The following is a 24327-nucleotide window of genomic DNA, read 5'->3' as shown; positions in this document are numbered from 1 at the left end:
TTGGCAGAGACAGTAGCGCAAGAGACCAATGAACAACAACTCGATACTAGCATCAACACCGCACCCTTCGAATATCCAAAGAAAACCCGGTTGATTACAGCCAGTAATGCAGTGTCAACTTTGGGGATGTTTGCACTATGTATTTTTGTTGCGAATGAAATGACAGAGATTAGTCAGGGAAGATGGTTTGAACTGCCGACCTTTGTCTGGGCCTTAGGGACAGGAGTGATTGTACGTAACTTCCTGGAGCATGTGCTAAAAGTCGATATTTTCGACCGTGCTATTGATGTATTCGGAAATGCGTCATTGTCTCTGTATTTATCAATGGCTTTACTGTCGCTGCAACTCTGGTTGCTGGCCGATTTGGCAGGCCCGCTCATTACCATTTTGTTTGCGCAGACAGCGGTACTGATTTTATTTACCGCAATTGTGACCTTTAGAATCATGGGAAAAAATTACGATGCAGCCGTATTGGTGGCGGGGCATTGTGGTTTTGGTATGGGAGCAACTCCAACTGCGATTGCAAATATTCAGGCGGTCACCAATAGCTATGGTCCATCACATAAAGCATTTTTGATCGTACCGCTATGTGGTGCATTTTTTATTGATATTGTGAATGCTGTGGTGATTCAGAGCATCATTGCATTTTTCGGTTAAATTTTAATACGACTTCAAAATCATATAGACATTAAAAAGCCCCATGGTTAGGGGCTAGTCGTATGCACATCTGAGGCACATACTGTAAGAGGCTCATCTCATACTGAGCGTATTAAAGCACATTAACCTATCAATAGCCATTTAAATCATCTTTAGGCAGATAACTGCTGCTCAATGACTGGCCATAAGTTTTGATGTGACTTCTTGAACATCAGCATGTGGCCAATCCCTTTATGACCATATTCTTGGGGTTTTAGCTCAATCATTTCTGTGGCTGCTTTTGGATATAAGCGCAGCAAGTCTTTGACATTCGCTTGAGTGGCGATTTCATCATCCGAAGCCCAGATTGATGTGATCGGGCAGGTGATCTGGGCATGATAGTCATGTGCTGGTGCGATCTTTTTACCAATCGCATTAATTATATAACCTGGTTTACTACAAAATTCTGCCCATTCACGCGCCACATCTTTTGGCAGGTTTTCACCCATACCAATCGCTTGAGTTGGACCATAGCCTTTGGTGATACGTGCCAATGGGAAAATGATATTGAACATCACTGGTGCTAGTAATTTGGTACGACCCTTTAAACCTTTAACATGACCCGTCGATCCAGCAATTGCCACGACTTTTTCCACTTTGGCATAGTTTGGGACAATACCCAGCAGCTGTCCACCAGCACTATGCCCAAGTAAGATGACCTTTTCTGTCTGAGTCTTAGCTAATAGCGCATCAATTGCAGCCGGAATGTCCAGTTGTCCCCATTGCACAATACTGGCTTTAGAATGCTTAACCGGACCTTTTAAGGATTCGCCAATACCCCGAAAATCAAATACCAGCACTGCATAACTCTGAGCTTGCAGCCAACAGCTAAAACTATGATAAAACTGTTTGGTAATGCCAGTCGCAGGGCAGATTAATATAGGAGATTTCTTGCATTCAGCATCAGTAGCTGGATAAAAACGTGCACTTAATTGATAGCCATCCTGGCACTTTAGAGTCAATGTTTCGAATTCAGACATGGGCTACACTATATTTTTGAATCAGAATGAATACTTAAATTTACCTGACTTCTTCAAAGAAACTTATTAAAACAATGACTAAAAAGTCATTACGATGATAAAAACGGAATGAAAATATGCAGGGAATCGAACTTGATCTGGCAGTAAAGATCGCGATTATTTTTAGTGGAATATTCTTATGGATGGGGATGTTAACCGGGGTATGGAAATATTGGCAAATCCGTCAGTCTGTCAATTCACGGGCGCATTATTATGTGGATATTGCTCATCGCAGCAGTCTGCTTTATGCCCCTGCGACATTGATTCTGGCAGTATTGGCTTATTATTCAGCATTATCTTCGCAGATTAATTTGATCTGTATATTGATCAATGTTCTCTTTTTCAGTTTCTCGATTAGTGCGTATATCTTGCATGGGTTTTTGAAAGATACGACGAATCAGTTTAAGCGACCGCATCAACTGGGTAAATTTCAGTTGCCGGGCGTGCTTATGACTTTGGCAATGGTCAGTTTGATTATTGCAGAATTGGGAGGGACGGGCGTGCTTCTTTATGGGGCGGCGATCGGATTATTCTAATTTTTAATGGTTGATTTTATTTTTCGAGCTTTAAGCTTAATTTATTTCTTTTCTGCCAGATGGATGACTGGCCAGATCATCCACTGGGGTATAAATTTATTAATAAATTATCGGTATTTCTGGTCAATCACAGCCCATAAGAAAAAGGCTGCCGAAACAATCAAGGCATAACCTACGTACTCAAATTTTAAATTGCCTTGAATTAAACAATGCACAATCAAGGTCAGCATAAGCGCAACCGTGGTGCTTAGGAAAGTCACCAGATTGGTATTTGCCTTAAGAGCGTCAATGAAGACTTGCTTTTTGAAATGTACTGATAACATCTCCATCCCTCCTGTTTATTTGTATAATTGAAGAGTAAATCTTATTGATTTAGTCTGAATTGAATATACAGTTGTACTTCTTAATTTCAACCTTTGCAACTATTTAAGTGAACTTTAACAGTTAAAAAGGCCTCCTTTAGTCGTATTACCGCACTAATCAATGATTGCATCTGAATCATCATCTTAAACATTTCAGCGAGTGCAGTCCGACTGAAGTTTCAAGCAATCATTCATTGCTACCATTGGGAAAAGCAAATTCTACGCCAAAGATTTGTAGAGATAATCCAGAGAATGTAAGTCTATGTAGAATGATGAAGGTGAGTTGGTTTAATCAGGAAACAATATGTTTAAAAAACAGTAAAATACAGAGTAGGGTTGATCTTCTGCTAAAGAATGAAAATAGAAGTAAGAAAGAAGCTAATTAAAATAATTGATTAAAAGTGTATAACGCTTTCTAAAATACAATTTGGTTATGATGAGAAGGTGAGGGTGTAAACAATAAATGCCGGTTTGGGTAAAACCTGACAGATATTGATCACGCTAAAACCGGATTTTGGGTAAAAATACGATTTTTATGACCTCTTAGAAAGATTAATTCCTGATACGGTCAATCACAGCGGCAATGACAAGAACAATAAGAGATGGAATCAACCATGCCATATTTTGTTCAGAAAGCGGTAAGTTCTGTAGTAATTCAGGTAATTCAAGGCCAGCAACTTTAAGGCCATCGAAAATACCGAAAATAAATGCAACCAGTGTGGCCGGTGCAACAACTTGAGCAGGCTTTTTAAAGAAATGACCGCAGAAGCTTAGCAGGATCACTGCAATCGCAGGCGGATAAATCGCGCTCAATACAGGCACAGACACGGCAATCAGTTTGGTCAAACCAAGATTTGAAATCACTAGCGAGAAGCCGACCAGTACAAAGACAAAGGCTTTATAAGGCAGTTTGGTAATAGACGAGAAATATTCAGCACATGCGCAGGTCAAACCAATCGCAGTCACCATGCAGGCAACAAAGATCATGGTGGCAAGGAAATAAGCACCCATATCACCAAAAGCATGTTGTACATAGGCATGCAGAATAATCGCACCATTGGCAGCATTAGGGGCAACATCGTGACTACCTAGGCCTAGTTTAAACAGGCTGAGATACACCAGCGTCAAACCGATACCAGAAATAATCGCTGCATTGACTGCATATTTGGTAATCAGCTTGCGATCCGTTACGCCACGAGAAGTAATCGCACGCACGATCACAATACCAAAGACCAATGCGCCTAAGGTATCCATGGTCAGATAACCATTAACGATGCCTTCAGTTACCGGACTTGTAACATAGTTACCCACTGCAGCAGGTGGTTTGCCGGCAGGAATCAACACTGCAGCACCGCCTAAAATGATCAATGCGATAATTTTTACTGGGGACAGGAAGTATCCAACCGTATCCAGAATCTTATTTGGATAAAGGGAAACCAGAGTCACTACAGCGAAATAGATCACACTATAGATCAGCAGATTGCTAGGTGCATTGCCAAAGTATGAAGAAAAGCCGATTTCATAAGAAACGGTTGCAGTACGTGGTGTCGCAAATAAAGGTCCAACCGTCAGATAACAGACCACAGTCAGTAAAAGACTGGCTGCTTTACCTAAAGGAGAACTTAAGATCTGGATTGAACCTTCAACACGTGACAATGCCACGATGGTGATGACAGGTAGGCCAACTGCCGTAATCAGGAAACCTAGGGCAGCTAACCATACATGCTCACCGGCTTGTTGAGCCACAATCGGTGGAAAGATAATGTTGCCCGCACCAATGAACAGTGCAAAGGTCATAAAACCTAAGGCCACAATATCTCTTGTACGGAGACTTGTCATAGAAGGAGAACAAATAAATAAAAGAAAGCGATTTTAGTGTATATATGATGATTTTTGGAGTTTAATTTAATGCCGAAAGCCTTGATTTTACTGATCTTGACGATCGGATAAAGTGAACTTTAAAAGCTTGGTAGAAATATATCTTTGATATTCAGTTGAAAAAAATATAATTTATTTTTAAATAAATAAATCATTTAGACTTCATTTCATTATATTCGGCTTATTGTTTGTATAAATAAGCAGCATTGAGATTCTCTATAGCAAGTTTTAAGAATTGTCATGCAGACCGAACAAATGCGCATCTTGGCTGAAAAAGGACTATAATTTCCCGATTCACCTTGAGGATAGATCCATGCGAGCTCCAGCGATTACTCTGAAAACCGAACAAGATATCGAAAAATTACGTATATCTGGGCGTTTGGCTGCACAGGTCTTGGAAATGATCGGAGAGCATGTCAAGCCGGGTGTCACGACTGAATATCTGGATGACATCTGTCATGATTTTATCGTCAATACGCTAAAAGTGACGCCTGCCAATATTGGCTATTATGGTTATACCAAAACCACCTGTATTTCACCGAATGAAGTAGTTTGTCATGGTATTCCATCTCCGAATACTGTCTTGCAAGACGGCGATATTATTAATATTGACGTTGCAATTATTAAAGACGGTTATTTTGGCGATACCAGCCGGATGTATTATGTTGGTACACCATCTCCTGAAGCCAAACGCCTGGTCGAAACCACTTATGAAGCTATGGTTGCCGGGATTCATGCCGTTAAACCGGGCGCAACCCTAGGCGATATTGGTTATGCAATCCAGTCTGTTGCACAGCGTGAAGGCTACACCATTGTGCGTGAATATTGTGGTCATGGGATTGGTAAAATTTATCACGAACAGCCAAACATTCTGCATTACGGGCAACCAGGTCAGGGCATCAAACTGGTACCCGGTATGGTCTTTACTATTGAACCTATGGTCAATATGGGCAAAGCACGTGTTAAAGAGTTAAAGGACGGCTGGACAGTCGTGACTGCGGATAAATCCTGGTCAGCTCAATGGGAGCACATGGTAGTCGTGACCGACACAGGTTTTGAGCTGTTATCGCCGTGGCCAGAAGGTACAGGCGAGTATCCAGAAATTTAAATTATTTTTCACGTTATGCATTGAAATACAGTAGCTTACATAAATTACAGCTTGCTTGCTATTGGTGACGAAAGCCTACAAAACACTACATGAAGAAGTGGTTTAACCAGCCAAATTCTCTTAATCTATTTATACCTAGTTCATGATTGTTCTATTAGATGTCTGATTACTGTGTATTAGATTTGGCTTAGCGGTAGTAGTTTCCTTTCGTTCACTTCATGCTGTAGTGAATTGTTTTTATTAGCTCATTTTTCCCCAAGAATGAGCTATTTTTTTTGCCTGAAATATTTCTATTTATACAAGATGCAGGTGCTCAACCAGATAATCAATAAATACCCGCACAGCCGGTAACAGGCCACGACGGGAAGGATAAACCAGATGAAAAATGCCATGTGCGGTTTTCCAGTCTGAAAGTACCCGAACCAGTTCGCCACGTTCTACATATTGCTGCACGACATTATCGGGCAATAAGGTAATGCCGCAGCTTGAAGCCGCCAGTTGTGCCAGCATATTCAGGTCTGATCCCATTACGGTCGGGTTGATCCGGATTTTTTTCTGTTGCTGCTGCTCATTCTGCAATATCAGGAACTGTTCAGTATGTTCCTCAGCCATGCTTAAAATTTTATGTTCAGAGAGCTGTTCAGGCGTTTTCAGATCGCCAAATTCATTCAGATAGCCCTGACTGGCAAACAGATGCTGTTCGATTTTTTCAAACTGACGAATTACCAGATTCGGATCATCATCCAGGCTGGTCCGTACCCGTAGGGCCAGATCAAAGCCTTCGTTAATGATGTCCACGCGTCGATTGGTGATCATCATCTGGACTTTAATTTTAGGATATTTTTTCAGGAAATCCGGCAGGATTTTTGCCATTTCATTCTGGGCAATGGAGACGGGCAGGCTGACTTTAATAGTGCCACGCGGTTCAGTACTGAGATGATCTACCAGGTCGTGTGCAGCCTGTGCTGCACTGAGCATCACTTGTGCATGGCGATAGATATTCATGCCAATATCAGTGACTGCAAAATGACGGGAACTACGCTGAATCAGACGGACGCCAAGACGTTCTTCCAGATTATAAACGCGGCGGCTGAGCTTGGATTTGGGAATATCGGTAGCACGTTCGGCTGCACTAAAGCCACCATGTTCGACGACCTGCGCAAAACAGTAAAAATCATCCAGATCAGTCAGCATCGTTTAATTCCATTCCTGCAACAATAGGCTGATTAAAAAATGATTGTTGCATACTGTCAACTATAGAATACGAATTTTGAATGATGACTAGATCTCGGACTCAAGTAATTTAAGTAAGGTTTTCATGCCTTCTGTGGCCGTCTGGGAAATCTTGTGAAACTGAACGGGTAAATGCTGTTGATCTGCTTTGGGATCAATATAATAAGCTGTGCAGTGAGCTGGAATCTCATGGATTAAACCAGCAACAGGATATACTTGCAGGCTAGTTCCAATAACCACAAAAATATCAGCATCCCGTACACAATCTTGTGCTTCTTCATAAGCTGGTACAGCTTCGCCAAACCAGACCACATGTGGACGTAGTGGATAGCCTTCCTTACAGAAGTGTTTAGTCAAATCTAAATCAGTGCCTTCGATTGGATAAAACTCGGTGGTGTACTGGCAATTCGGGCCTGAGGTTTTGGCTAGGCGGATATTGCCATGCAGGTGAATAACCTTAGAACTTCCGGCGCGTTCATGCAGATCATCAATATTTTGGGTAATCACATGGACATCAAAATCATCTTCAAGTTCAGCAATGAGTTGATGAGCTGCATTTGGCTGTGCTTCCAGAATATTTTTACGTCGGGCATTATAAAAGCGTTGCACCAGTTCCGTATTTTTAGCCCAAGCTTCCGGTGTGGCAACTTCTTCTATACGATAGTGTTCCCAAAGCCCATCACTGTCACGAAAGGTGTTAATCCCACTTTCAGCACTCATGCCAGCACCTGAAAACACCACCAGTTTTTTCATGATTTCTTCTCCTTAATCTTTAAGCCGCTGAAGAGCTGGACTGTAAATTTTCTTTCAGAAAGATGCCGAGCTCCTTGGCAAATTTGAGTGGTTCGGTCAGTAAAGGAGTATGACCAGATTTGTTGAAAAGCACATGTTTAGCCTGAGGCAGGCTTTGGGCAATCAGGCGCTGGCCTTCCACAGGATAAAGTTTGGACTGTACACCGCTAAAGAAAGTTACCGGACAAGTAAGCTTCGCCAGAGCTTCACGATAATCTTCATGATGATATAAATAATTATTGATGTACCACGTCATATAATCTACCCGACTGGAAGGCAGGAGCAGGCTTTGCAGACGAGATCTGTTCAGGATGAACTTAAACACTTTTAAACTGGCTGGACTATCATTTTGTAGCTGGATGAAGCGCAGCCATAATGCTGTAATTTGCTGACGTACTGCAGTATCCAGATTCCGAATGAGTTCAATCTGCTGATGTTCTGCAAGTAATGTTGAAAGCTGCTGCAAAATTTCAATAAATTCCTGATGGCGTGAACCAAAAAGTCCAAATGCCCAAGCATCATCAACCGGAATCTTAGGTGTTTGGTCAATATGCAAATAAGCTGCTATATGTTTGGCAAAATCCCTATAGCACAAGCCATGCATGGTGGTTGTCGCACCCATAGAGTAAGCGATCACAATGAATTGATCTAAATTAAGCTGCTGGATCACTGATTGAACATCAAGCCAGTGACTGGAAATCACATCCAGGTCTTGCGGAATTTTGCAGTGACTAGATGCCCCAAACCCACGCCATTCGGGAATAATAAAGCGGAAATTTTTCTGATGTGGATAGAGAAAAGCTGCCCATTGCCAGCTCAACATGCCCAGACCTGATAGGACCAGGACCGGTTGACCCTGACCGTATTCACGTACAAATAACTGTTCGCCATCTGGCATGCTATAGAAGGGCATGCATATCTCCGTATTTATAATTTTTCTACATCGAATTGTTTAAGTTTAGGAATAACCTGTTCCAGCCAGGCAATCCAGCCCAGTTCCTGGTCAATACCCAGTTGCAGAATCATTTTATGAATATACAGGGTTCGGTCATTTTCGTCAGCTTGAGCAAAGTCTTTGGCGAAAATCTGCTGATAGGTTTTAAGCTTCTCTTTATGTATTTCTAGATGGCGTTCCAGTTCAGGTAAGGTGCTGTTGCCGCCCAGCTGGGCTTCTGCACGCAGACGAACCATCAGTTCTTCCCGAAGCTGTGCTGGGGAACTGTGCTCCAGCATCCAGTTAGCCAGTTCTTCCCGGCCGAGTCGCTCTACCTGATAGGTTTTTTTACGGCTATGAGAATCTTCCTCTTCTATCGTCGAAATCCAGCCTTTTTGCAGCATGGCATTCAGTTCACGATAGATCTGCTGATGGGTGGCATTCCAGAAGAAGCCCATGGAGCGGTCAAAACGGCGTGCCAGTTCAATGCCAGTGCTCGGTTTCTCAATCAGGCTGGTGAGTAAAACATGTGATAAAGACATAAACGTCTCAAAAAAATGACTCGGGATTATTATGCAACATGTTGCATAAAAATCAATTCTGCACTATAAATTAGTGCAACAAGTTGCATAAGACTGCTGCTTGATGGGAGTAAATCAGTCAGCCTGAATAAAAATAGCCAGCACATCTGCACGCTAAGGAGTTGAAATGTCTAAATATCCGAATTTACTTGCCCCACTGGATCTGGGTTTTACCACGCTTAAAAACCGTGTCTTGATGGGCTCCATGCATGTGGGCTTAGAAGAAGCACCGGGCGGTTATAATCGGATGGCTGCCTTTTATGCAGAACGTGCCAAGGGTGGTGTAGCCTTAATTGTCACAGGTGGTATTTCGCCGAATGATCATGGCGTCACTTTTCAGGGTGGTTCCAAGCTCGATACGATTGAAGAAGCTGAAAAGCATAAAGTGATTACCCAAGCTGTACATGAAGCTGGCGGGAAAATTGCCATGCAGATCCTGCATACCGGCCGTTATTCTTATCAGGCGGAAAATGTTGCGCCGTCTTCAATTCAGGCACCGATTAATCCAGTCAAACCGCATGCCTTAAGCTCGGCTGAAGTGCAGCAGACCATCGATGATTTTGCCAACTGTGCCAGACTGGCTCAGTATGCAGGTTATGACGGTGTCGAAATCATGGGCTCAGAAGGTTACCTGATCAATGAGTTCATCGCAGCACGTACCAATCATCGTGATGATGAATGGGGTGGCAGCTATGAAAACCGTATCCGTTTCCCGATTGAAATTGTACGCCGTACCCGTGAAATGGTCGGTGAGAACTTTATTATTATTTATCGTCTTTCGATGCTGGATCTGGTTGAAGGCGGTTCAACTCTAGAAGAAGTAATCCAACTCGCCAAAGCCATTGAGAAAGCGGGCGCGACGATTATTAATACCGGTATTGGCTGGCATGAAGCGCGTATCCCGACCATTGCTACCAAAGTGCCACGTGCGGCCTTTACCTGGGTTACGCGTAAGCTAAAAGGTCAGGTGAATATTCCTCTTATTACCTCTAACCGTATTAATACCCCGGAAATGGCAGAATATGTCCTGGCTACAGGTGATGCCGATATGGTGTCAATGGCACGTCCAATGCTGGCAGACTCTGAGTTTGTCTTAAAAGCAGAACAGGGCCGTAGTGATGAAATCAATACCTGTATCGGTTGTAACCAAGCCTGTCTGGATCATATTTTCTCGATGAAAATTGCCACCTGTCTGGTGAATCCACGTGCTTGTTATGAAACCGAAATGATCTTTAAAGAAACCAATGTAGCGAAAAATATTGCAGTGATTGGTGCGGGGCCGGCAGGTTTAAGCTTTGCCATCTATGCAGCAGGTCGTGGCCATCATGTCACTGTATTTGAAGCTTCAGCACAGATTGGTGGGCAATTTAATATTGCGAAGACCATTCCAGGTAAGGAAGAGTTTTATGAAACCTTGCGCTATTTTAAACGTCAGATTGAATTGCAACCACGTATTCAATTGAAATTAAATTGCACCGCGACCTTTGATCAGCTGATTTCAGCCGAATTTGATGACATTGTGGTTGCCACTGGGGTGACACCGCGTCAGCTTGATATTCCTGGAATTGATCATCCTAAAGTATTGTCTTATCTGGATGTACTTAGAGAGCGTAAACCAGTCGGCCAGCGTGTAGCGATTATTGGTGCAGGTGGTATTGGCTTTGATACAGCCGAGCTGCTCAGTCATGGGACCGAAAGTGGCAGTGTCAATCCGGAAAAATTCTATGATGAATGGGGGATCGACACTAACTATGAAAATGTTGGTGGACTTAAGACAGCCAATGTAGAACAACCTGAACGTGAAATTTATTTATTGCAGCGTAAAGCAGCTTCTGTCGGTTCAAGTCTGGGTAAAACCACAGGCTGGATTCACCGTACTGGCTTAAAACATCGCAATGTCAAAATGATTGCCGGTGCAAGCTATGAAAAAATCGATGATCAGGGCTTGCACGTTATAGTGAATGATCAACCTGCAGTATTAGACGTAGATAATGTCATTATCTGTGCTGGTCAGGAATCTTATACCGCCATGTTTGATGAACTGAAAGCTGCCGGTAAAAACGTGCATCTCATTGGCGGTGCGAAAGAAGCAGGTGAGCTGGATGCGAAACGTGCGATCCGTCAGGGTGCTGAATTGGCTGCGGTGATTTAATAGCCTTCAAGTCCTCTCCCTCTGGGAGAGAGGGCTGGGATCAGGGTAATAAATTACCTCTCGCTCAGCTTTTCCTTCTAAGAAGGAACTTTTGTTTAAAGACAAAAGCTGTCCAAAAAAGAATACTCCTCCCTTTATAAAAGGTAGGTTGGGAGGGATTTAAATATAAAGAGAATCCCCCTAACCCCCTTTACTAAAGGGGGAAATTTCATTATTAAAACGAAGAAAGCGTATAGATAGAACTCTAAAAATAAAAGGAATCTAAAATGACACTTGAAATAACAAAACAGGCTATTACACGCTGGCATGAAATGTTGGAAACACGTGATATGTCCATATTGAATGAACTCCTCGCGGATAATGTCGTATTCCGCTCGCCCGTGGCTTTTCAGCCTTATCCCGGGAAACAGGTTGTATTTTTTATCCTGACCAATGTGATTCAGGTCTTTGAAAACTTTACTTATCACCGTGAATTTCTTAGTGAAGATGGTAACAATGTTGTACTTGAGTTCTCAGCCAATGTCGGCGATAAGAAAATTAAGGGAATCGACATGATTCAGTTCAATGATGAAGGTCAGATCATTGATTTTGAAGTAATGATCCGACCAAAATCTGGACTTGAAGCCTTAGCTATAGAAATGGGCCAGCGGATTCAGGCTTATCAGGCTAATACTTAATTTCCTACAATTGATTCAAGTCGGCATGAAGTTTGTACATCACTGATAGAAAACTATAGGGGAATACAGATGAAAATGTGGCTTAAAAAAATGAGTCAACTTTCAAGTGAATATCTGGACCGCTTTAGCGGAGCAGATCTTCCAACACTTTATTATAATCCGAATGGTTTATTTTCTGGTGTGATTGAACGTTTACCACTTTTAAAACAGAAATATCGTCCAACACCGTGGTTATCGAATGCGCATGCGCACATTTTATATCTGGACTTGATAAAAAAACGCACGATTAAGCTGCAATATGATGTGCTTGAGCAGCTGAATATGTCCGATGGCGGCATTACTGGCATTGCCTGGTATGGTTTAGATTTACCGCCAAGTACACCTACTATTGTGTTATTACATACCATTACCGGTTCTCCGGAATCCATGCGGGAGCTGGTACGTGACCTGCATAAATATACAGGCTGGCGTGTTGCCCTGTGTTTGCGCCGTGGTCATGCTGACCTGCCAATGCCTGTGCCAAAAATGAACCTGTTTGGCTCCACTCAGGACTTGCGTGAACAGCTGCTCTATATTCAGGACAAATTTCCTCAATCCGATCTCTATGGTGTGGGTTCTTCTGCGGGTACAGGACTGTTAGTTCGCTACTTGGGTGAGGAGGGCGAGCAAACCCCGCTCAAAGCAGCCTTTGCCTTATGCCCAGGTTATAATACCGAAACCGGTTTTGCTTATGTGCATCCGTTTTATAGCAAAGTCATGGCTAAAAAACTGATCAAACGTTTTATCCACCCTTATCAGGAAACCTGGCAGATTTATCCTTCATGGAAGCAATTGCTTGAGGTGAAAGACTTGTCTGAATTTGAACAGCACTACTATGAGCTGGCAGGCTTTTCAGACTATGAAAGCTATACCAAGGCCACCAACCCGATTTATGTCTTTGAAAATGTCAAAATTCCATTGATGATTTTGAACTCGGAAGATGACCCGGTCTGTCATATCAAGAATCTGGAACCGTATAAGGATGCCATTCGAGCTATGCCGAATATTGTAGTCGTCACCACTAAAAAAGGCAGCCACTGTGGCTTTTATCAGGGTTTAATGCAGACAGAATCATGGGCCACTCGTCTGATGGCAGAGTATTTACTGCAACTTTCCGATACTCCAACGGCAGCTTGAAAGAGATTTTTAAACCATAAAAAACCCAGCATAAGCTGGGTTTTTTTGATGAAGGATTATATTAGTTTTCAAGTGCTGGCATAGCAGCAGCAATCGCATCTGCAACTGCATCATCTTCAGACTTGTTTGCAGAAGATGAATTGTTTTTAGGAGCGGCTGGTGTTGCTGCAGGTTTTGCAGGCTGCTCAGTACTTGAATTTGTTTCAGCTGCAGGCGCAGGCTCTGATTGAGCAGGTTCTGGTTTTTTAACTTCACGGCGAATTTCAGTTGTAGTATTCGCAGTTTGTTCGCGCTGGATTTCAACAGTCGGTGTTGCTGGTGCTTCTTCAACCGGTTCAACTGGTGTTGATTCTAATGGTTCAACAGGCTCAAGTTGTACAGGTTCCGGAGCAACCAATTCAGATGCTGGAGTAACTTCGGTTTGTTCTTCTTCTTTTGGAGCTTCTTTTTTTACACAACCAGTCAGTGTAAGGCCAGTCAGGATCAGGGTACAGATTAAAAGTTTCTTCATCATCATTGCATCAAACAGAATAGTGTAGGGTGTGAATGTTCCTATTATAGCAGCAAAATGCAATATATAAATCATATGAACTTACTGTAATTTTTTTAAGGAATTGCTGTTAGAATAGTCAATTGTTTATTGTTCTTTGATTTGATGCGGATTGACTTTGCTTTATTGGTGCAAGGTAAAGTAAAATTGCGCAACATTGCAGGCCGATTTAGGCTCGATTGTACGAGAAACCCAATGACCCATTTTATTTTCGTGACTGGTGGTGTTGTTTCATCACTAGGTAAAGGTATTTCAGCTGCTTCTGTTGCTGCACTTTTAGAAGCCCGTGGTTTAAAAGTGACCATGGTAAAAATGGATCCATACATTAATGTCGATCCAGGGACTATGAGCCCATTCCAGCACGGTGAAGTTTTTGTTACAGAAGACGGTGCTGAAACAGACTTAGACTTGGGTTACTACGAACGTTTCTTGCGTCGTGCGAAAATGACCAAATTGAATAACTTTACATCAGGCCGTGTTTACCAGGATGTTCTGAATAAAGAACGCCGTGGTGATTACCTAGGTGGTACTGTACAAGTTATTCCACACATTACTGACAACATCAAAGAACGTGTACTTCGCGCTGGCGAAGGTTATGACGTTGCGATCGTTGAGATCGGCGGTACTGTAGGTGATATTGAATCTCTCCCATTCATGGAATCTGTACGTCAGTTAATGGTTGAACTTGGTCATAAACGTACGATGCTGATGCACTTAACGTTACTCCCATACATTAAGTCTGCAGCAGAATTAAAAACTAAACCAACTCAACACTCAGTAAAAGAACTTCTGTCTATTGGTATTCAACCAGACATTTTGATCTGCCGTACTGAACATGATGTTGATGCAGATACGACGCGTAAAATTGCCTTGTTCACTAACGTAGAAGCGCGTGCAGTAGTCGTGTGTAAAGATGCACGTACGATCTACCAGATTCCACGTACTTTCTATGAACAGAACGTTGATGATCTCATCTGTGAATGTTTTGGCTATGACAATCTTCCAGAAGCAGACCTGTCTGACTGGGATAATGTGGTAGAAGCTTTACTGAACCCTGAATACACTGTACGTGTTGCAATGGTGGGTAAATATGTTGAACTTCCAGATGCCTACAAGTCTGTGAACGAAGCACTTTTACATGCGGGCATTCAAAACCGAGTGAAAGTTCAGATCGACTATGTCAATGCTGAAGAACTTGAAAGCCAAGATGTCAATGAAGTATTGAAAGATGCGGATGCGATTCTGGTTCCGGGTGGTTTCGGTGAGCGCGGTACTGAAGGCAAAATGAAAGCGATTCGTTTTGCACGTGAAAACGGTGTGCCATTCCTGGGCATCTGCTTGGGTATGCAGCTTGCAGTGATCGAATATGCACGTAACGTGGTGGGTATCACTGATGCGACTTCAACAGAATTCAACCGCTCAACCAAATCTCCATTGATTGGGCTGATCACTGAATGGTTAGATGAGCGCGGTGAAGTTCAACAGCGTTCAGTAGATTCAGACCTTGGCGGTACCATGCGTCTAGGTGCACAGAAGTCTGAACTGGTACCGGGTACCAAGACTGCTGAAGTGTATGGTTCGGATGAAATTATCGAACGTCACCGTCACCGTTACGAGATGAACAATCGTTATATCCCAGTGCTGGAAGAAAAAGGCATGAAGATTTCTGGTTATTCTCCGGTACAACATCTGGTAGAAACTGTTGAAATTCCTGCACATCCTTGGTTTATTGCAGTACAATTCCACCCGGAATTTACCAGCTCGCCACGTGATGGACATCCATTATTTGCCGGTTTCATTGATGCTGCAAAAAAACAGTACCAAAAAACCAAATAATGCGAGTTTAAGACACAACTAGGAAGTTTAAATGTCACAATTAAAACCACAAGAAATTGTACGTTTAGGCGATATACAAATGGCAAACCACTTGCCATTTGTACTATTCGGCGGCATGAACGTACTTGAGTCGAAAGACTTAGCTTTTGAAATTGCAGAGACTTATGTTGATATCTGCAAGCGTTTAGATATTCCATATGTCTTTAAAGCAAGTTTTGACAAAGCCAACCGTTCAAGCCTGAACTCATTCCGTGGGCCTGGCCTCGAAAAAGGAATCGAGTGGTTAGCCGACATTAAAAAACATTTTAATGTACCAATTATCACTGATGTACATGAGCCGTATCAGGCTGCTCCTGTGGCAGAAGTTGCTGACATTATTCAGCTACCTGCATTCTTAAGTCGTCAGACTGACCTGGTTGAAGCGATGGCAAAAACTGATGCCATCATCAACATCAAAAAAGCCCAGTTCCTTGCTCCGCATGAAATGCGCCACATTTTGCATAAATGTCTGGAAGCAGGGAATGACAAGCTGATTCTTTGTGAGCGTGGTTCAGCCTTTGGTTACAACAATCTGGTTGTAGACATGCTGGGCTTCGACATCATGAAAGAAATGAACGTGCCAGTATTCTTTGATGTAACGCATGCATTACAAACTCCGGGCGGTCGTGCTGACTCTGCCGGTGGTCGTCGTGCGCAGATTACTACACTGGCGCGTGCCGGTATGGCAACAGGTCTTGCAGGTTTATTCCTGGAAGCTCATCCAAATCCAGATGTGGCAAAATGTGATGGTCCTTGTGCCTTGCGTTTATCTCAACTAGAACCATTCCTGGCTCAATTAAAAGAGCTGGATACTCTAGTGAAAGGATTTGAAAAATTAGATACACATTAATTCAATATACATTGATGCGTCTTTTTTGACGCATCATTTTTATTAATCAACTGAGGAATAGTTCATGAGTCAAATCGTTGACATTCGTGCACGTGAAATTTTGGACTCTCGTGGTAATCCAACCATCGAAGCAGACGTTATCTTAGCATCTGGCGTAGTTGGCCGTGCATGTGCACCATCTGGTGCTTCAACTGGTTCTCGTGAAGCTCTAGAACTTCGTGATGGCGATAAAGCACGTTACCTAGGTAAAGGTGTTAAAACTGCGGTTAACAACGTAAACACTCTGATTCGTGATGCGTTAGTGGGTAAATCAGTATTCGAACAAAAAGACATCGATAATACGATGATCGCTTTAGATGGTACTGAAAACAAAGAAAAATTAGGTGCAAACGCAACTTTGGCAGTATCTCTTGCTGCTGCGCGTGCTGCTGCTGAAGAAAAGAAAACTCCGCTTTACCAATATATCGCAGATCTTCGTGATCAAAAGATTTTGACCATGCCTGTTCCAATGATGAACATCCTGAACGGTGGTGCTCACGCAGACAACACTGTTGATATTCAGGAATTCATGATTGAGCCTGTAGGTTTCACTTCATTTTCTGAAGCGTTACGTGCGGGTGCTGAAATCTTCCATTCTTTAAAATCAGTTTTGAAGAAACAAGGTTTGAACACTGCAGTTGGTGATGAAGGTGGTTTTGCGCCAAACCTTCGTTCTAACGAAGAAGCTATTACTGTGATCCTGTCTGCAATCGAGCAAACTGGTTACAAGGCTGGTTCTGACATTATGCTTGCGCTTGACTGTGCATCTTCAGAATTCTACAAAGATGGTCAATATATCCTGGCTGGTGAAGGCAACAAATCGTTCACAAGCAACCAGTTTGCTGACTACCTTGCAGGTCTAGTAAACCAATACCCAATTATCTCCATTGAAGATGGTCTGGACGAATCTGACTGGGAAGGCTGGTCTTACCTGACTTCGATTCTGGGCGACAAGATCCAGTTGGTTGGTGATGACCTGTTTGTTACGAATCCTAAGATTCTTCAACGTGGTATCAACGAGAAAGTAGGCAACTCAATCCTGATCAAGTACAACCAGATCGGTACATTGACTGAAACTCTGGATGCCATCTACCTTGCGAAAGCAAACGGTTACTCTACTGTAATCTCTCACCGTTCAGGTGAAACTGAAGATTCTACTATTGCAGATCTTGCAGTGGGTACAGCAGCAGGTCAAATTAAGACTGGTTCACTTTGCCGTTCTGACCGTGTGGCGAAATATAACCAATTACTTCGTATCGAAGAATTGACTCAAGCTGCATATCGCGGTAAAGCTGAGTTCAAAGGTTTGAACTAAGCGACTTATGTCAATGTTAAATGTATTCGACTCCTTGATGAGTAAAGTACTGTTGGGCCTTGCGATCGTTCTGATCGCAGGGTTTCAATATTTATACTGGTTTGGTGAGGGTGGTTATAATGACCATCAGGCATTGACCCAGAAAATCCAGCAACAAGTAGAATTGAATGAAGAGCTAAAAGAACGTAATCGCGTTCTGGCTGCAGAAGTTTATGATTTGAAGAATGGTATTGAAGCCATCGAAGAACATGCTCGTCTCGATTTAGGTTTGATCAAGCCGCATGAAACCTTTGTACAAATGAGCACTATTAGTACTCAATATAAACCGATTTATCTTAATCCGAATAAAGTAGACCTGAGAACCAATGAATCAGCTGATGTTCCAACAACACCATAAATTGTGGGTCATTTTACCAGCTGCAGGTTCCGGTAGCCGATTTTCCAAAACCGAACTTAAACAATATCAGATGATTCAGGAACAGACCGTTCTTGAACATACGGTTTCGCGCCTGAATCAATTGCCATTAGCAGGTTATGTCCTTGCAATCGGTGCACAGGATGATGTTGCCAAGACTCTGCCACTTTCTCGTCTGGATAAAGCGCATTTTTGCTTGGGCGGTGCAGAACGCGTCAACTCTGTACTAAATGCCTTGGAATATTTATCTGAGATAGCTTCAGAAGAAGACTGGGTTTTAGTGCATGATGTAGCCCGTCCTTGTGTGAGTCAAAGCTCCTTGATTGATCTGGTCAATACAGCAATTCAAACCGATCAGGCGGCGATTCTGGGTATTCCGGTACGAGATACCTTAAAGCGTGTCGTAAAGAGTCATGATATTGAAACGACGGTAGATCGTTCAACTTTGTGGCAGGCGCAAACACCACAAATGGCGAAACTTGGAACCTTAAAACGTGCAATTCAGCAGGCACTCGCAGATGGTGTTACCATTACCGATGAAGCCAGTGCACTGGAACATATAGACGAACCAGTTCAAGTAGTACAAGGCCGCTCTGACAATATTAAAATTACCTATCCAGATGATCTGGAACTGGCCAAACTGATACTGGCTGCCCAGCGCTAAATATATTGCAATAAAAATGGAATAAATCAGTCAATGGCGATTTATTCCGGAGCACTTTAACTTATAATTTTGCCATCATGAATTTTCTACCCGTGGGCCAATGATCCCTTCTCAGCAGTATCGTTTTTTGCGGCAGTCCGCACGCGATGGACGTAGTATTAATCCCCAAAATGCCTCCCGATGGGCCAAGTTGCACCTTGATCCATGGCTGCTTTGCTTCCTGATTTTAAATGCGATCTTGGGTCTGATGGTGGTCTACAGTGCCACCTCGGAAGATTCCGGGATGGTGATCCGTCAGGCGATCAGTTTTGGTGTGGGCTTTGTGGTGATGTTTATTTGTGCCCAAGTACCACCTAAGGTTTATCAAGCTGCCAGTCCATATTTTTATATGTTCGGTATCTTTATGCTACTGCTGGTCTTTGTGATTGGTGAGAAGCGTCTTGGGGCAACCCGCTGGATTACGTTGCCGGGTGTGGGGAGTATGCAGCCGAGTGAGGTAATGAAGTTTGCCATGCCACTGATGATGGCCTGGTACTTTGCCCGTAAACCTTTCCCGCCGAAGTTTCTGGACATTGTCGGTGCTTTGGTGATTTTAGGCGTGCCATTTGTATTGGTAGCACTGCAACCCGATCTAAATATCGGTCTGGTGATTCCCGGGATTTTTGTACTATTCCTGAGCGGCATGTCATGGCGCCTAATTGCTGGAGCCTTTGCTGCTTTAGCTATTGCAGTGCCATTGCTGTGGATGTTCTTGTTGCAGGAATATCAAAAGAAACGGATTCTGACTTTATTCGATCCAGAATCGGATGCCTTGGGCGCAGGCTGGAACATTATCCAGTCCAAAATTGCCATCGGTTCGGGCGGGATTATGGGGAAAGGCTATTCGCAAGGTACTCAGTCTCATCTAGGTTATCTGCCTGAACATCATACCGACTTTATTATGTCGACTTATGCGGAAGAATTTGGTTTTATCGGGGTGTTTCTTCTATTCAGCCTGTTTACGGCCATTATTATTCGCTGTCTGATTATTGGCATGAATAGCTTTCATAACTTTGGCCGTTTATACGCCGGTGCGATCGGACTAACTTTTTTCTTCTTTGTATTTTTAAACTCAGGCATGGTCAGTGGGATCTTACCTGTGACGGGTGACCCTTTGCCATTGATGAGTTACGGTGGTACAGCCGTGATTTCCATGTTGGCAGGGATGGGTATTGTGATGTCAATCCATACTCATCGTTAGAAAATTCAATGAAGTAAGTTTTCAAAGCCAGACCAGTTCTGGCTTTTTTATTACTCGTATTTGTTAAAAGTAGCTTTATGCTATAAATATTCAATAACTTAGATAAATCATATGCAATTTTTATTGTTGAGGGGAAAATGAATAAATTAATGATAACCATTGGAATTTTCGAGTTATCTGTTTCAGCTTGGGCCAAACCACTGAGTTAGGCTGAATTTAAGGCAAAAACCAAACAAAAATATGATGAGTTGGAGTTAAAACTTGCTGTATTGAACTCATCGGTAGACCAACGTGAGCATCCTGCACTTATGATTGCTAAAGCCTGTGAATATGCAACCGGTTTAAAGCAGTTAAAATATCTATCAGAACAGAATCTGCATCTTGCGGCAGCGCAAGATGAATTCCAGTTTGTGAGTAAACTAGATAATCAGTTTACTCAATCTCTTCAGGATTTGGGAACTACCTATGAAACAGGCTGTGTTTCACAAAAAAAATAAAGAACAAAAAGCCCTCAAATGAGGGCTTTTTGTGGTTGTTTCATACTTAGCTAAGAAACCAGGTGTAATAACCCCAAAGCATTAAAGGCCAAGCCAGAAACGGACTAAATAGCCATTTCCAGAACCAGTACTGAGGGATAAAGCCAACTCCGTGAATAAAACCGCCTGAAATCCCGATCATGATAAACATCATGGCGCGGTGGCTATATTCCCCGTTGGCATCCAGCATCGCAGCAGGATGAACCAGCAACACCGCTGCGAGTGGAAAAGCCAATAGGCAAGAAATCACCATTGCAAAAGGGTTAGATTTTTTTTCTATCTTTACTTGTTCAACTGCAGCGTCTGTCATCTCTTATTTCTCATCCAGGTCTTGATGATTTTCAATATATAGTGCACTAAGTACACCGGCGAAACAGGCCATCAAAATGCCGAGAATCCATGCGAAAAACCACATAATTTTATCTCCTAAGACACAGCCTTAGTACAGGCTGTGTGAATTCTCTTGAATATGTTTTTTGGTAATCACGCCCCACATCTTGTAGTAACACCAAGTGGTGTAGCACAGGATCAGTGGAACGAAGATGCATGCAGCTACAGTCATCACAGTTAAGGTATTTTGGCTGGATACCGCATCCCACATGGTTAAGCTTGCAACTGGGTTGATGCTAGATGGCATCAGGAATGGGAACAGGGCAAAACCGGCAGTCAAAATCGCACCGATCACCGCTAAAGATGAACCCAGGAAGCTCAAACCTGCTTTGGCTTTAGATGCAGCCAATACCACAATGATGCCACCTAAAATACCTGCAACTGGTGCCAGTATCGTAATTGGATAATTGCTGTAGTTGTTCATCCAGCCTGGGTTGGCATTGGTCAGTACTTCTTTTGCTAGTGGATTAGCGATACCGTTAGTTTCGTAAGGAGTCACTAGGGTATAACCCTGGATACCACCGAAATATAACCATGCACCGACTGCCAGGAAAGCTACCAGATAAACAATCCCCATGATTTTGGTTGCTTTGGCAGAACGTTCACGTAAATCGCCATCTGTACGTAGCATCAACCATGCACCACCGTGTGCACACAGCATAGATAAGCTGACAACACCACATACCAGTGCAAATGGATTGAGCAGGGCAAAGAAGCTGCCAGAATAAGTCGAACGAACTGTTTCGTCTAATGTAAATGGAACACCCAGGAACATATTGCCGAATGCAACACCGAAAACCAGTGCAGGCACAGCACCACCAACTGCTAGGCCCCAATCCCAGGCATTACGCCATTTGGTATTTTCCAGTTTGGAGCGATAGTCGAATCCTACTGGACGCAGGAATAAGGCAAACAGAACAAGCAGAAGTGCCCAGTACATACCAGAAAAGGCAGTTGCATAAACCATTGGCCAAGCAGCAAACAGGGCACCACCCGCAGTAATAAACCAGACTTGGTTACCATCCCAATGCGGGGCAATCGTATTGATTGCTGCACGACGTTCTTCATCATTCTGACCCACGAATGGCATGATCGCCATGGAGCCCATATCAAAGCCATCAGTCAGGGCGAAACCAATCAGCAAGACGCCAACCAGTACCCACCAGATTATTTTGAGGAGTTCGTATTCAATCATGATTGAACCTCGCCAGTTACGCCTTTTGGAAGAGCTGCATCTTCTTGATCGGCTGCTGCTTGAGAATTAGGTTTTTCGAAGTGGTATTTACCGGTATGTAATGAACTTGGACCCAGACGTGAGAATTTAATCATCAGGTACATTTCAATAATCAGCAAGACAGTGTAGAACGCTGCTAATGCAATGATTGAACCCCATACATCGCCTGTGCTTAAGCTTGAAGTCGACAGATGTGTAGGCAGAACCTCACCAATAGTCCAAGGTTGACGACCTACTTCAGCAACAAACCAGCCAGTTTGTGCCGCAATCCATGGAAGTGGTAGTGCAAATAATGCAAATTTTAATAACCAAGGTTTGTTTTCTGCATTGCGTTTAGCCACCGCAAAAGTTGCTAATACAAACAGAACCAGCATCAGGAAGCCAGAAGCGACCATGGCACGAAATGCCCAGAACAGGCTTGGTACATGTGGAATAGTATCTTTTGCTGCTGCCTTAATTTGCTCGTCAGAAGCATCTACAACATTTGCAGTATATTTTTTCAGAAGCAGACCGTAGCCTAAATCTTTTTGAGTTTCTGCAAATGCAGCTTTCAGCTCAGGAGACTGATCGCCAGCACGTAGTTTTTCCAGTTGTTCATAAGCTACCATACCGTTTCGGATACGACCTTCATGTTCTACTAGCAGGTCTTTAATACCGGTAACAGGAGTATCTACAGAACGTGTGGCGATGATCCCCATAACATAAGGAATTTTCACAGCATAATCGGTAGACATGGTTTCTTTATTTGGGAAGCCAAATAAAGTAAATGCTGCAGGCGCTGGTTCAGTTTCCCATTCTGCTTCAATCGCAGCCAGTTTGGTTTTCTGTACATCACCAATTTCATAACCAGACTCATCGCCCAGCAGGATCACTGAAAGTGTAGACGCTAAACCGAAAATGGCAGCAATCGCAAATGAACGGCGTGCAAATGGCAGGTCACGTTTTTTCAGCATGTAGTAACTTGAAATTGCCAGTACGAAGATGGCACCAGTCACATAACCTGCAGAAACAGTATGTACGAATTTAACCTGTGCAACCGGGTTAAAGATCAGTGCTGCAAAGTCCACCATTTCCATACGCATGGTTTCATAGTTAAATGCTGAACCGACCGGGTTTTGCATCCAGCCATTGGCAACCAGAATCCACAGTGCAGACATGTTAGATCCCAATGCTACTAACCAGGTCACGCCCAGATGCTGTACTTTGGATAAACGGTCCCAACCGAAGAAAAATAAACCAATGAAAGTAGATTCAAGGAAGAAGGCCATCAAACCTTCAATAGCCAATGGTGCACCGAAAATATCACCCACATAATGCGAATAATATGCCCAGTTGGTTCCGAACTGGAACTCCATGGTTAAGCCTGTGGTTACCCCTAAGGCAAAGTTAATCCCGAACAGTTTTCCCCAAAACTTAGTCATGTCCTTGTAAATTTCTTTGCCGGAAATCACATAGGTGGTTTCCATGATGGCAAGCAGAAATGCCAGGCCTAAGGTCAGTGGAACAAAAATAAAGTGATACATCGCGGTCATAGCGAACTGGAACCGCGAAAGATCGACCACGCTTTCAGAAATCATCAACGTGTCTCCTTGATTTGGGAAGGATTGCCGGCGATACGCTCGGCGACTTGAGTGTCAAAATCTTTTGGAATAGTAGGCGCATCAAACCAAATATTTTTAATTACCAGAAGTAGAATGATCTTGATAATTAAAATCGCAGTAATCTCTCTTACTGTTTTTTGGTTTAAGTTTTTAGAAACTAAGCTCATGTGAACAAGCCTATTATGTGGTTTGTTATATATTATTAATCGATTGTAACTAAAAAATAAATAGACTAAATAGTTTAAATAAATATATATTTATAAGTTATTGAAAATATTAATAATATACTATTAAAAGTTTGATAATTATTCTAAATATTTGTGATTATTTTGTGTAAAAACAGATTATTTAAATCTGACTAAAATGCTTATATTTATATTTTTAAAGTGGATTAATTTGCTTGGTTTAATTATTAAATAGATAAAATTAATCTGATTAAAATGGTTGGGATTTATTTTTTAATCTTATTAAATC

At 42.6% G+C, this 24327-nt stretch carries 26 protein-coding genes; 13 read left to right on the top strand and 13 right to left on the bottom strand.

Going from position 1 to position 24327, the window contains the following annotated elements; all coding sequences use genetic code 11:
* On the top strand, positions 1-657 hold a 657-nt coding region (locus tag B3J29_RS02320; protein WP_286964259.1), incomplete at its 5' end, for a sodium/glutamate symporter.
* A 152-nt stretch (positions 658-809) separates the two neighbouring features.
* On the opposite strand, the gene B3J29_RS02315 is transcribed toward B3J29_RS02320, so the two are convergent.
* Positions 810-1676, bottom strand: coding sequence for an alpha/beta fold hydrolase (locus B3J29_RS02315; protein ID WP_004783786.1), 867 nt, complete (start codon positions 1674-1676; stop codon positions 810-812).
* A 116-nt stretch (positions 1677-1792) separates the two neighbouring features.
* On the opposite strand from B3J29_RS02315, the gene B3J29_RS02310 reads away from it, so the two are divergent.
* Positions 1793-2251, top strand: coding sequence for a hypothetical protein (locus B3J29_RS02310; protein WP_004783784.1), 459 nt, complete (start codon positions 1793-1795; stop codon positions 2249-2251).
* A gap of 107 nt (positions 2252-2358) precedes the next feature.
* On the opposite strand, the gene B3J29_RS02305 is transcribed toward B3J29_RS02310, so the two are convergent.
* Entirely contained in the window at positions 2359-2574 is a 216-nt protein-coding gene (locus tag B3J29_RS02305; protein WP_004783783.1) for a hypothetical protein, read from the bottom strand.
* Between the two features lie 591 nt (positions 2575-3165).
* Positions 3166-4452: a branched-chain amino acid transport system II carrier protein gene (gene brnQ, locus B3J29_RS02300; protein WP_004783780.1), complete on the bottom strand. Its 1287-nt coding sequence runs from the start codon at positions 4450-4452 to the stop codon at positions 3166-3168.
* A gap of 352 nt (positions 4453-4804) precedes the next feature.
* Between brnQ and map the strand changes: the two genes are divergently transcribed.
* Positions 4805-5599 carry a type I methionyl aminopeptidase gene (gene map / locus B3J29_RS02295; RefSeq protein ID WP_004783779.1) on the top strand — a complete coding sequence of 265 codons (795 nt, stop codon included), beginning with the start codon at positions 4805-4807 and terminating at the stop codon, positions 5597-5599.
* A gap of 294 nt (positions 5600-5893) precedes the next feature.
* Here the strand turns inward: map and B3J29_RS02290 are convergent, their stop codons facing one another.
* From B3J29_RS02290 to B3J29_RS02275, 4 genes are all read right to left on the bottom strand, one after another.
* A complete protein-coding gene (locus tag B3J29_RS02290) occupies positions 5894-6793 on the bottom strand; it encodes a LysR substrate-binding domain-containing protein (RefSeq protein ID WP_004783776.1) in 900 nt (299 codons plus the stop codon).
* Between the two features lie 87 nt (positions 6794-6880).
* A complete protein-coding gene (locus B3J29_RS02285; protein ID WP_004783774.1) occupies positions 6881-7585 on the bottom strand; it encodes an SIR2 family NAD-dependent protein deacylase in 705 nt (234 codons plus the stop codon).
* A 19-nt stretch (positions 7586-7604) separates the two neighbouring features.
* Positions 7605-8537 (bottom strand): alpha/beta fold hydrolase, encoded by a 933-nt coding sequence (locus B3J29_RS02280; RefSeq protein WP_004783772.1) that lies wholly within the window; start codon positions 8535-8537, stop codon positions 7605-7607.
* Positions 8538-8551: 14 nt separating this feature from the next.
* The gene (locus B3J29_RS02275) at positions 8552-9100 is read right to left on the bottom strand and encodes a PadR family transcriptional regulator (RefSeq protein ID WP_004783769.1); all 549 of its coding nucleotides are present in this window, start codon (positions 9098-9100) and stop codon (positions 8552-8554) included.
* A gap of 166 nt (positions 9101-9266) precedes the next feature.
* Here B3J29_RS02275 and B3J29_RS02270 point away from each other — a divergent pair, with 166 nt between their 5' ends.
* The 3 genes from B3J29_RS02270 (at position 9267) to B3J29_RS02260 (ending at position 13144) form a co-directional block, all read left to right on the top strand.
* The gene (locus B3J29_RS02270; RefSeq protein WP_004783767.1) at positions 9267-11291 is read left to right on the top strand and encodes an NADPH-dependent 2,4-dienoyl-CoA reductase; all 2025 of its coding nucleotides are present in this window, start codon (positions 9267-9269) and stop codon (positions 11289-11291) included.
* A gap of 266 nt (positions 11292-11557) precedes the next feature.
* Positions 11558-11968 carry a nuclear transport factor 2 family protein gene (locus tag B3J29_RS02265; RefSeq protein WP_004783765.1) on the top strand — a complete coding sequence of 137 codons (411 nt, stop codon included), beginning with the start codon at positions 11558-11560 and terminating at the stop codon, positions 11966-11968.
* A gap of 69 nt (positions 11969-12037) precedes the next feature.
* The gene (locus B3J29_RS02260; protein WP_004783762.1) at positions 12038-13144 is read left to right on the top strand and encodes a YheT family hydrolase; all 1107 of its coding nucleotides are present in this window, start codon (positions 12038-12040) and stop codon (positions 13142-13144) included.
* 61 nt (positions 13145-13205) lie between these two features.
* Here B3J29_RS02260 and B3J29_RS02255 read toward each other — a convergent pair whose 3' ends face one another.
* Positions 13206-13661 (bottom strand): hypothetical protein, encoded by a 456-nt coding sequence (locus B3J29_RS02255; RefSeq protein ID WP_376745103.1) that lies wholly within the window; start codon positions 13659-13661, stop codon positions 13206-13208.
* Between the two features lie 228 nt (positions 13662-13889).
* Between B3J29_RS02255 and B3J29_RS02250 the strand changes: the two genes are divergently transcribed.
* From B3J29_RS02250 to B3J29_RS02220, 7 genes are all read left to right on the top strand, one after another.
* Positions 13890-15530: a CTP synthase gene (locus tag B3J29_RS02250; RefSeq protein WP_004783758.1), complete on the top strand. Its 1641-nt coding sequence runs from the start codon at positions 13890-13892 to the stop codon at positions 15528-15530.
* Between the two features lie 31 nt (positions 15531-15561).
* A complete protein-coding gene (gene kdsA / locus B3J29_RS02245) occupies positions 15562-16419 on the top strand; it encodes a 3-deoxy-8-phosphooctulonate synthase (protein WP_004783756.1) in 858 nt (285 codons plus the stop codon).
* A gap of 64 nt (positions 16420-16483) precedes the next feature.
* Entirely contained in the window at positions 16484-17773 is a 1290-nt protein-coding gene (gene eno / locus B3J29_RS02240) for a phosphopyruvate hydratase (RefSeq protein WP_004783754.1), read from the top strand.
* A gap of 7 nt (positions 17774-17780) precedes the next feature.
* Positions 17781-18170, top strand: a complete 390-nt coding sequence (locus B3J29_RS02235; protein WP_004783752.1) for a septum formation initiator family protein — start codon at positions 17781-17783, stop codon at positions 18168-18170.
* Positions 18139-18852 carry a 2-C-methyl-D-erythritol 4-phosphate cytidylyltransferase gene (ispD, locus tag B3J29_RS02230; protein ID WP_004783750.1) on the top strand — a complete coding sequence of 238 codons (714 nt, stop codon included), beginning with the start codon at positions 18139-18141 and terminating at the stop codon, positions 18850-18852. Before B3J29_RS02235 ends, ispD begins: the two co-directional genes overlap by 32 nt.
* A 100-nt stretch (positions 18853-18952) precedes the next feature.
* Positions 18953-20092: a rod shape-determining protein RodA gene (gene rodA / locus B3J29_RS02225; RefSeq protein ID WP_004783749.1), complete on the top strand. Its 1140-nt coding sequence runs from the start codon at positions 18953-18955 to the stop codon at positions 20090-20092.
* A gap of 269 nt (positions 20093-20361) precedes the next feature.
* Complete coding sequence (locus B3J29_RS02220) at positions 20362-20589, top strand: hypothetical protein (RefSeq protein WP_224213991.1); 228 nt, start codon at positions 20362-20364, stop codon at positions 20587-20589.
* A gap of 46 nt (positions 20590-20635) precedes the next feature.
* On the opposite strand, the gene B3J29_RS02215 is transcribed toward B3J29_RS02220, so the two are convergent.
* From B3J29_RS02215 to cydP, 5 genes are read right to left on the bottom strand one after another with little or no spacing between them, the layout of a single operon-like run.
* Positions 20636-20938, bottom strand: coding sequence for a cyd operon YbgE family protein (locus B3J29_RS02215; RefSeq protein WP_004783744.1), 303 nt, complete (start codon positions 20936-20938; stop codon positions 20636-20638).
* Between the two features lie 3 nt (positions 20939-20941).
* Positions 20942-21043, bottom strand: coding sequence for a cytochrome bd-I oxidase subunit CydX (gene cydX, locus B3J29_RS02210; RefSeq protein ID WP_286964258.1), 102 nt, complete (start codon positions 21041-21043; stop codon positions 20942-20944).
* Between the two features lie 24 nt (positions 21044-21067).
* On the bottom strand, positions 21068-22213 hold the full coding sequence (gene cydB, locus B3J29_RS02205; RefSeq protein ID WP_004783741.1) for a cytochrome d ubiquinol oxidase subunit II: 1146 nt from the start codon (positions 22211-22213) through the stop codon (positions 21068-21070).
* A complete protein-coding gene (locus B3J29_RS02200) occupies positions 22210-23829 on the bottom strand; it encodes a cytochrome ubiquinol oxidase subunit I (protein ID WP_004783739.1) in 1620 nt (539 codons plus the stop codon). The genes cydB and B3J29_RS02200 overlap by 4 nt, the downstream gene beginning before the upstream one ends.
* On the bottom strand, positions 23829-24020 hold the full coding sequence (gene cydP / locus B3J29_RS02195; RefSeq protein ID WP_004783737.1) for a cytochrome oxidase putative small subunit CydP: 192 nt from the start codon (positions 24018-24020) through the stop codon (positions 23829-23831). Before cydP ends, B3J29_RS02200 begins: the two co-directional genes overlap by 1 nt.
* Positions 24021-24327: the final 307 nt, after the last annotated feature.

It is taken from the genome of Acinetobacter sp. UBA5984, from assembly GCF_002429925.1.
GTDB lineage: Bacteria > Pseudomonadota > Gammaproteobacteria > Pseudomonadales > Moraxellaceae > Acinetobacter > Acinetobacter variabilis.
This window is presented reverse-complemented; position numbering and strand designations above follow the sequence as displayed.

Excerpts from the sequence above, each read along its gene's own strand:
- B3J29_RS02315 (WP_004783786.1), bottom strand. The coding sequence starts at position 1,676 with ATGTCTGAATTCGAAACATTGACTCTAAAGTGCCAGGATGGCTATCAA.
- B3J29_RS02310 (WP_004783784.1), top strand. The coding sequence starts at position 1,793 with ATGCAGGGAATCGAACTTGATCTGGCAGTAAAGATCGCGATTATTTTT.
- B3J29_RS02305 (WP_004783783.1), bottom strand. The coding sequence starts at position 2,574 with ATGTTATCAGTACATTTCAAAAAGCAAGTCTTCATTGACGCTCTTAAG.
- brnQ (WP_004783780.1), bottom strand. The coding sequence starts at position 4,452 with ATGACAAGTCTCCGTACAAGAGATATTGTGGCCTTAGGTTTTATGACC.
- map (WP_004783779.1), top strand. The coding sequence starts at position 4,805 with ATGCGAGCTCCAGCGATTACTCTGAAAACCGAACAAGATATCGAAAAA.
- B3J29_RS02290 (WP_004783776.1), bottom strand. The coding sequence starts at position 6,793 with ATGCTGACTGATCTGGATGATTTTTACTGTTTTGCGCAGGTCGTCGAA.
- B3J29_RS02285 (WP_004783774.1), bottom strand. The coding sequence starts at position 7,585 with ATGAAAAAACTGGTGGTGTTTTCAGGTGCTGGCATGAGTGCTGAAAGT.
- B3J29_RS02280 (WP_004783772.1), bottom strand. The coding sequence starts at position 8,537 with ATGCCCTTCTATAGCATGCCAGATGGCGAACAGTTATTTGTACGTGAA.
- B3J29_RS02275 (WP_004783769.1), bottom strand. The coding sequence starts at position 9,100 with ATGTCTTTATCACATGTTTTACTCACCAGCCTGATTGAGAAACCGAGC.
- B3J29_RS02270 (WP_004783767.1), top strand. The coding sequence starts at position 9,267 with ATGTCTAAATATCCGAATTTACTTGCCCCACTGGATCTGGGTTTTACC.
- B3J29_RS02265 (WP_004783765.1), top strand. The coding sequence starts at position 11,558 with ATGACACTTGAAATAACAAAACAGGCTATTACACGCTGGCATGAAATG.
- B3J29_RS02260 (WP_004783762.1), top strand. The coding sequence starts at position 12,038 with ATGAAAATGTGGCTTAAAAAAATGAGTCAACTTTCAAGTGAATATCTG.
- B3J29_RS02255 (WP_376745103.1), bottom strand. The coding sequence starts at position 13,661 with ATGATGATGAAGAAACTTTTAATCTGTACCCTGATCCTGACTGGCCTT.
- B3J29_RS02250 (WP_004783758.1), top strand. The coding sequence starts at position 13,890 with ATGACCCATTTTATTTTCGTGACTGGTGGTGTTGTTTCATCACTAGGT.
- kdsA (WP_004783756.1), top strand. The coding sequence starts at position 15,562 with ATGTCACAATTAAAACCACAAGAAATTGTACGTTTAGGCGATATACAA.
- eno (WP_004783754.1), top strand. The coding sequence starts at position 16,484 with ATGAGTCAAATCGTTGACATTCGTGCACGTGAAATTTTGGACTCTCGT.
- B3J29_RS02235 (WP_004783752.1), top strand. The coding sequence starts at position 17,781 with ATGTCAATGTTAAATGTATTCGACTCCTTGATGAGTAAAGTACTGTTG.
- ispD (WP_004783750.1), top strand. The coding sequence starts at position 18,139 with ATGAATCAGCTGATGTTCCAACAACACCATAAATTGTGGGTCATTTTA.
- rodA (WP_004783749.1), top strand. The coding sequence starts at position 18,953 with ATGATCCCTTCTCAGCAGTATCGTTTTTTGCGGCAGTCCGCACGCGAT.
- B3J29_RS02215 (WP_004783744.1), bottom strand. The coding sequence starts at position 20,938 with ATGACAGACGCTGCAGTTGAACAAGTAAAGATAGAAAAAAAATCTAAC.
- cydX (WP_286964258.1), bottom strand. The coding sequence starts at position 21,043 with ATGTGGTTTTTCGCATGGATTCTCGGCATTTTGATGGCCTGTTTCGCC.
- cydB (WP_004783741.1), bottom strand. The coding sequence starts at position 22,213 with ATGATTGAATACGAACTCCTCAAAATAATCTGGTGGGTACTGGTTGGC.
- B3J29_RS02200 (WP_004783739.1), bottom strand. The coding sequence starts at position 23,829 with ATGATTTCTGAAAGCGTGGTCGATCTTTCGCGGTTCCAGTTCGCTATG.
- cydP (WP_004783737.1), bottom strand. The coding sequence starts at position 24,020 with ATGAGCTTAGTTTCTAAAAACTTAAACCAAAAAACAGTAAGAGAGATT.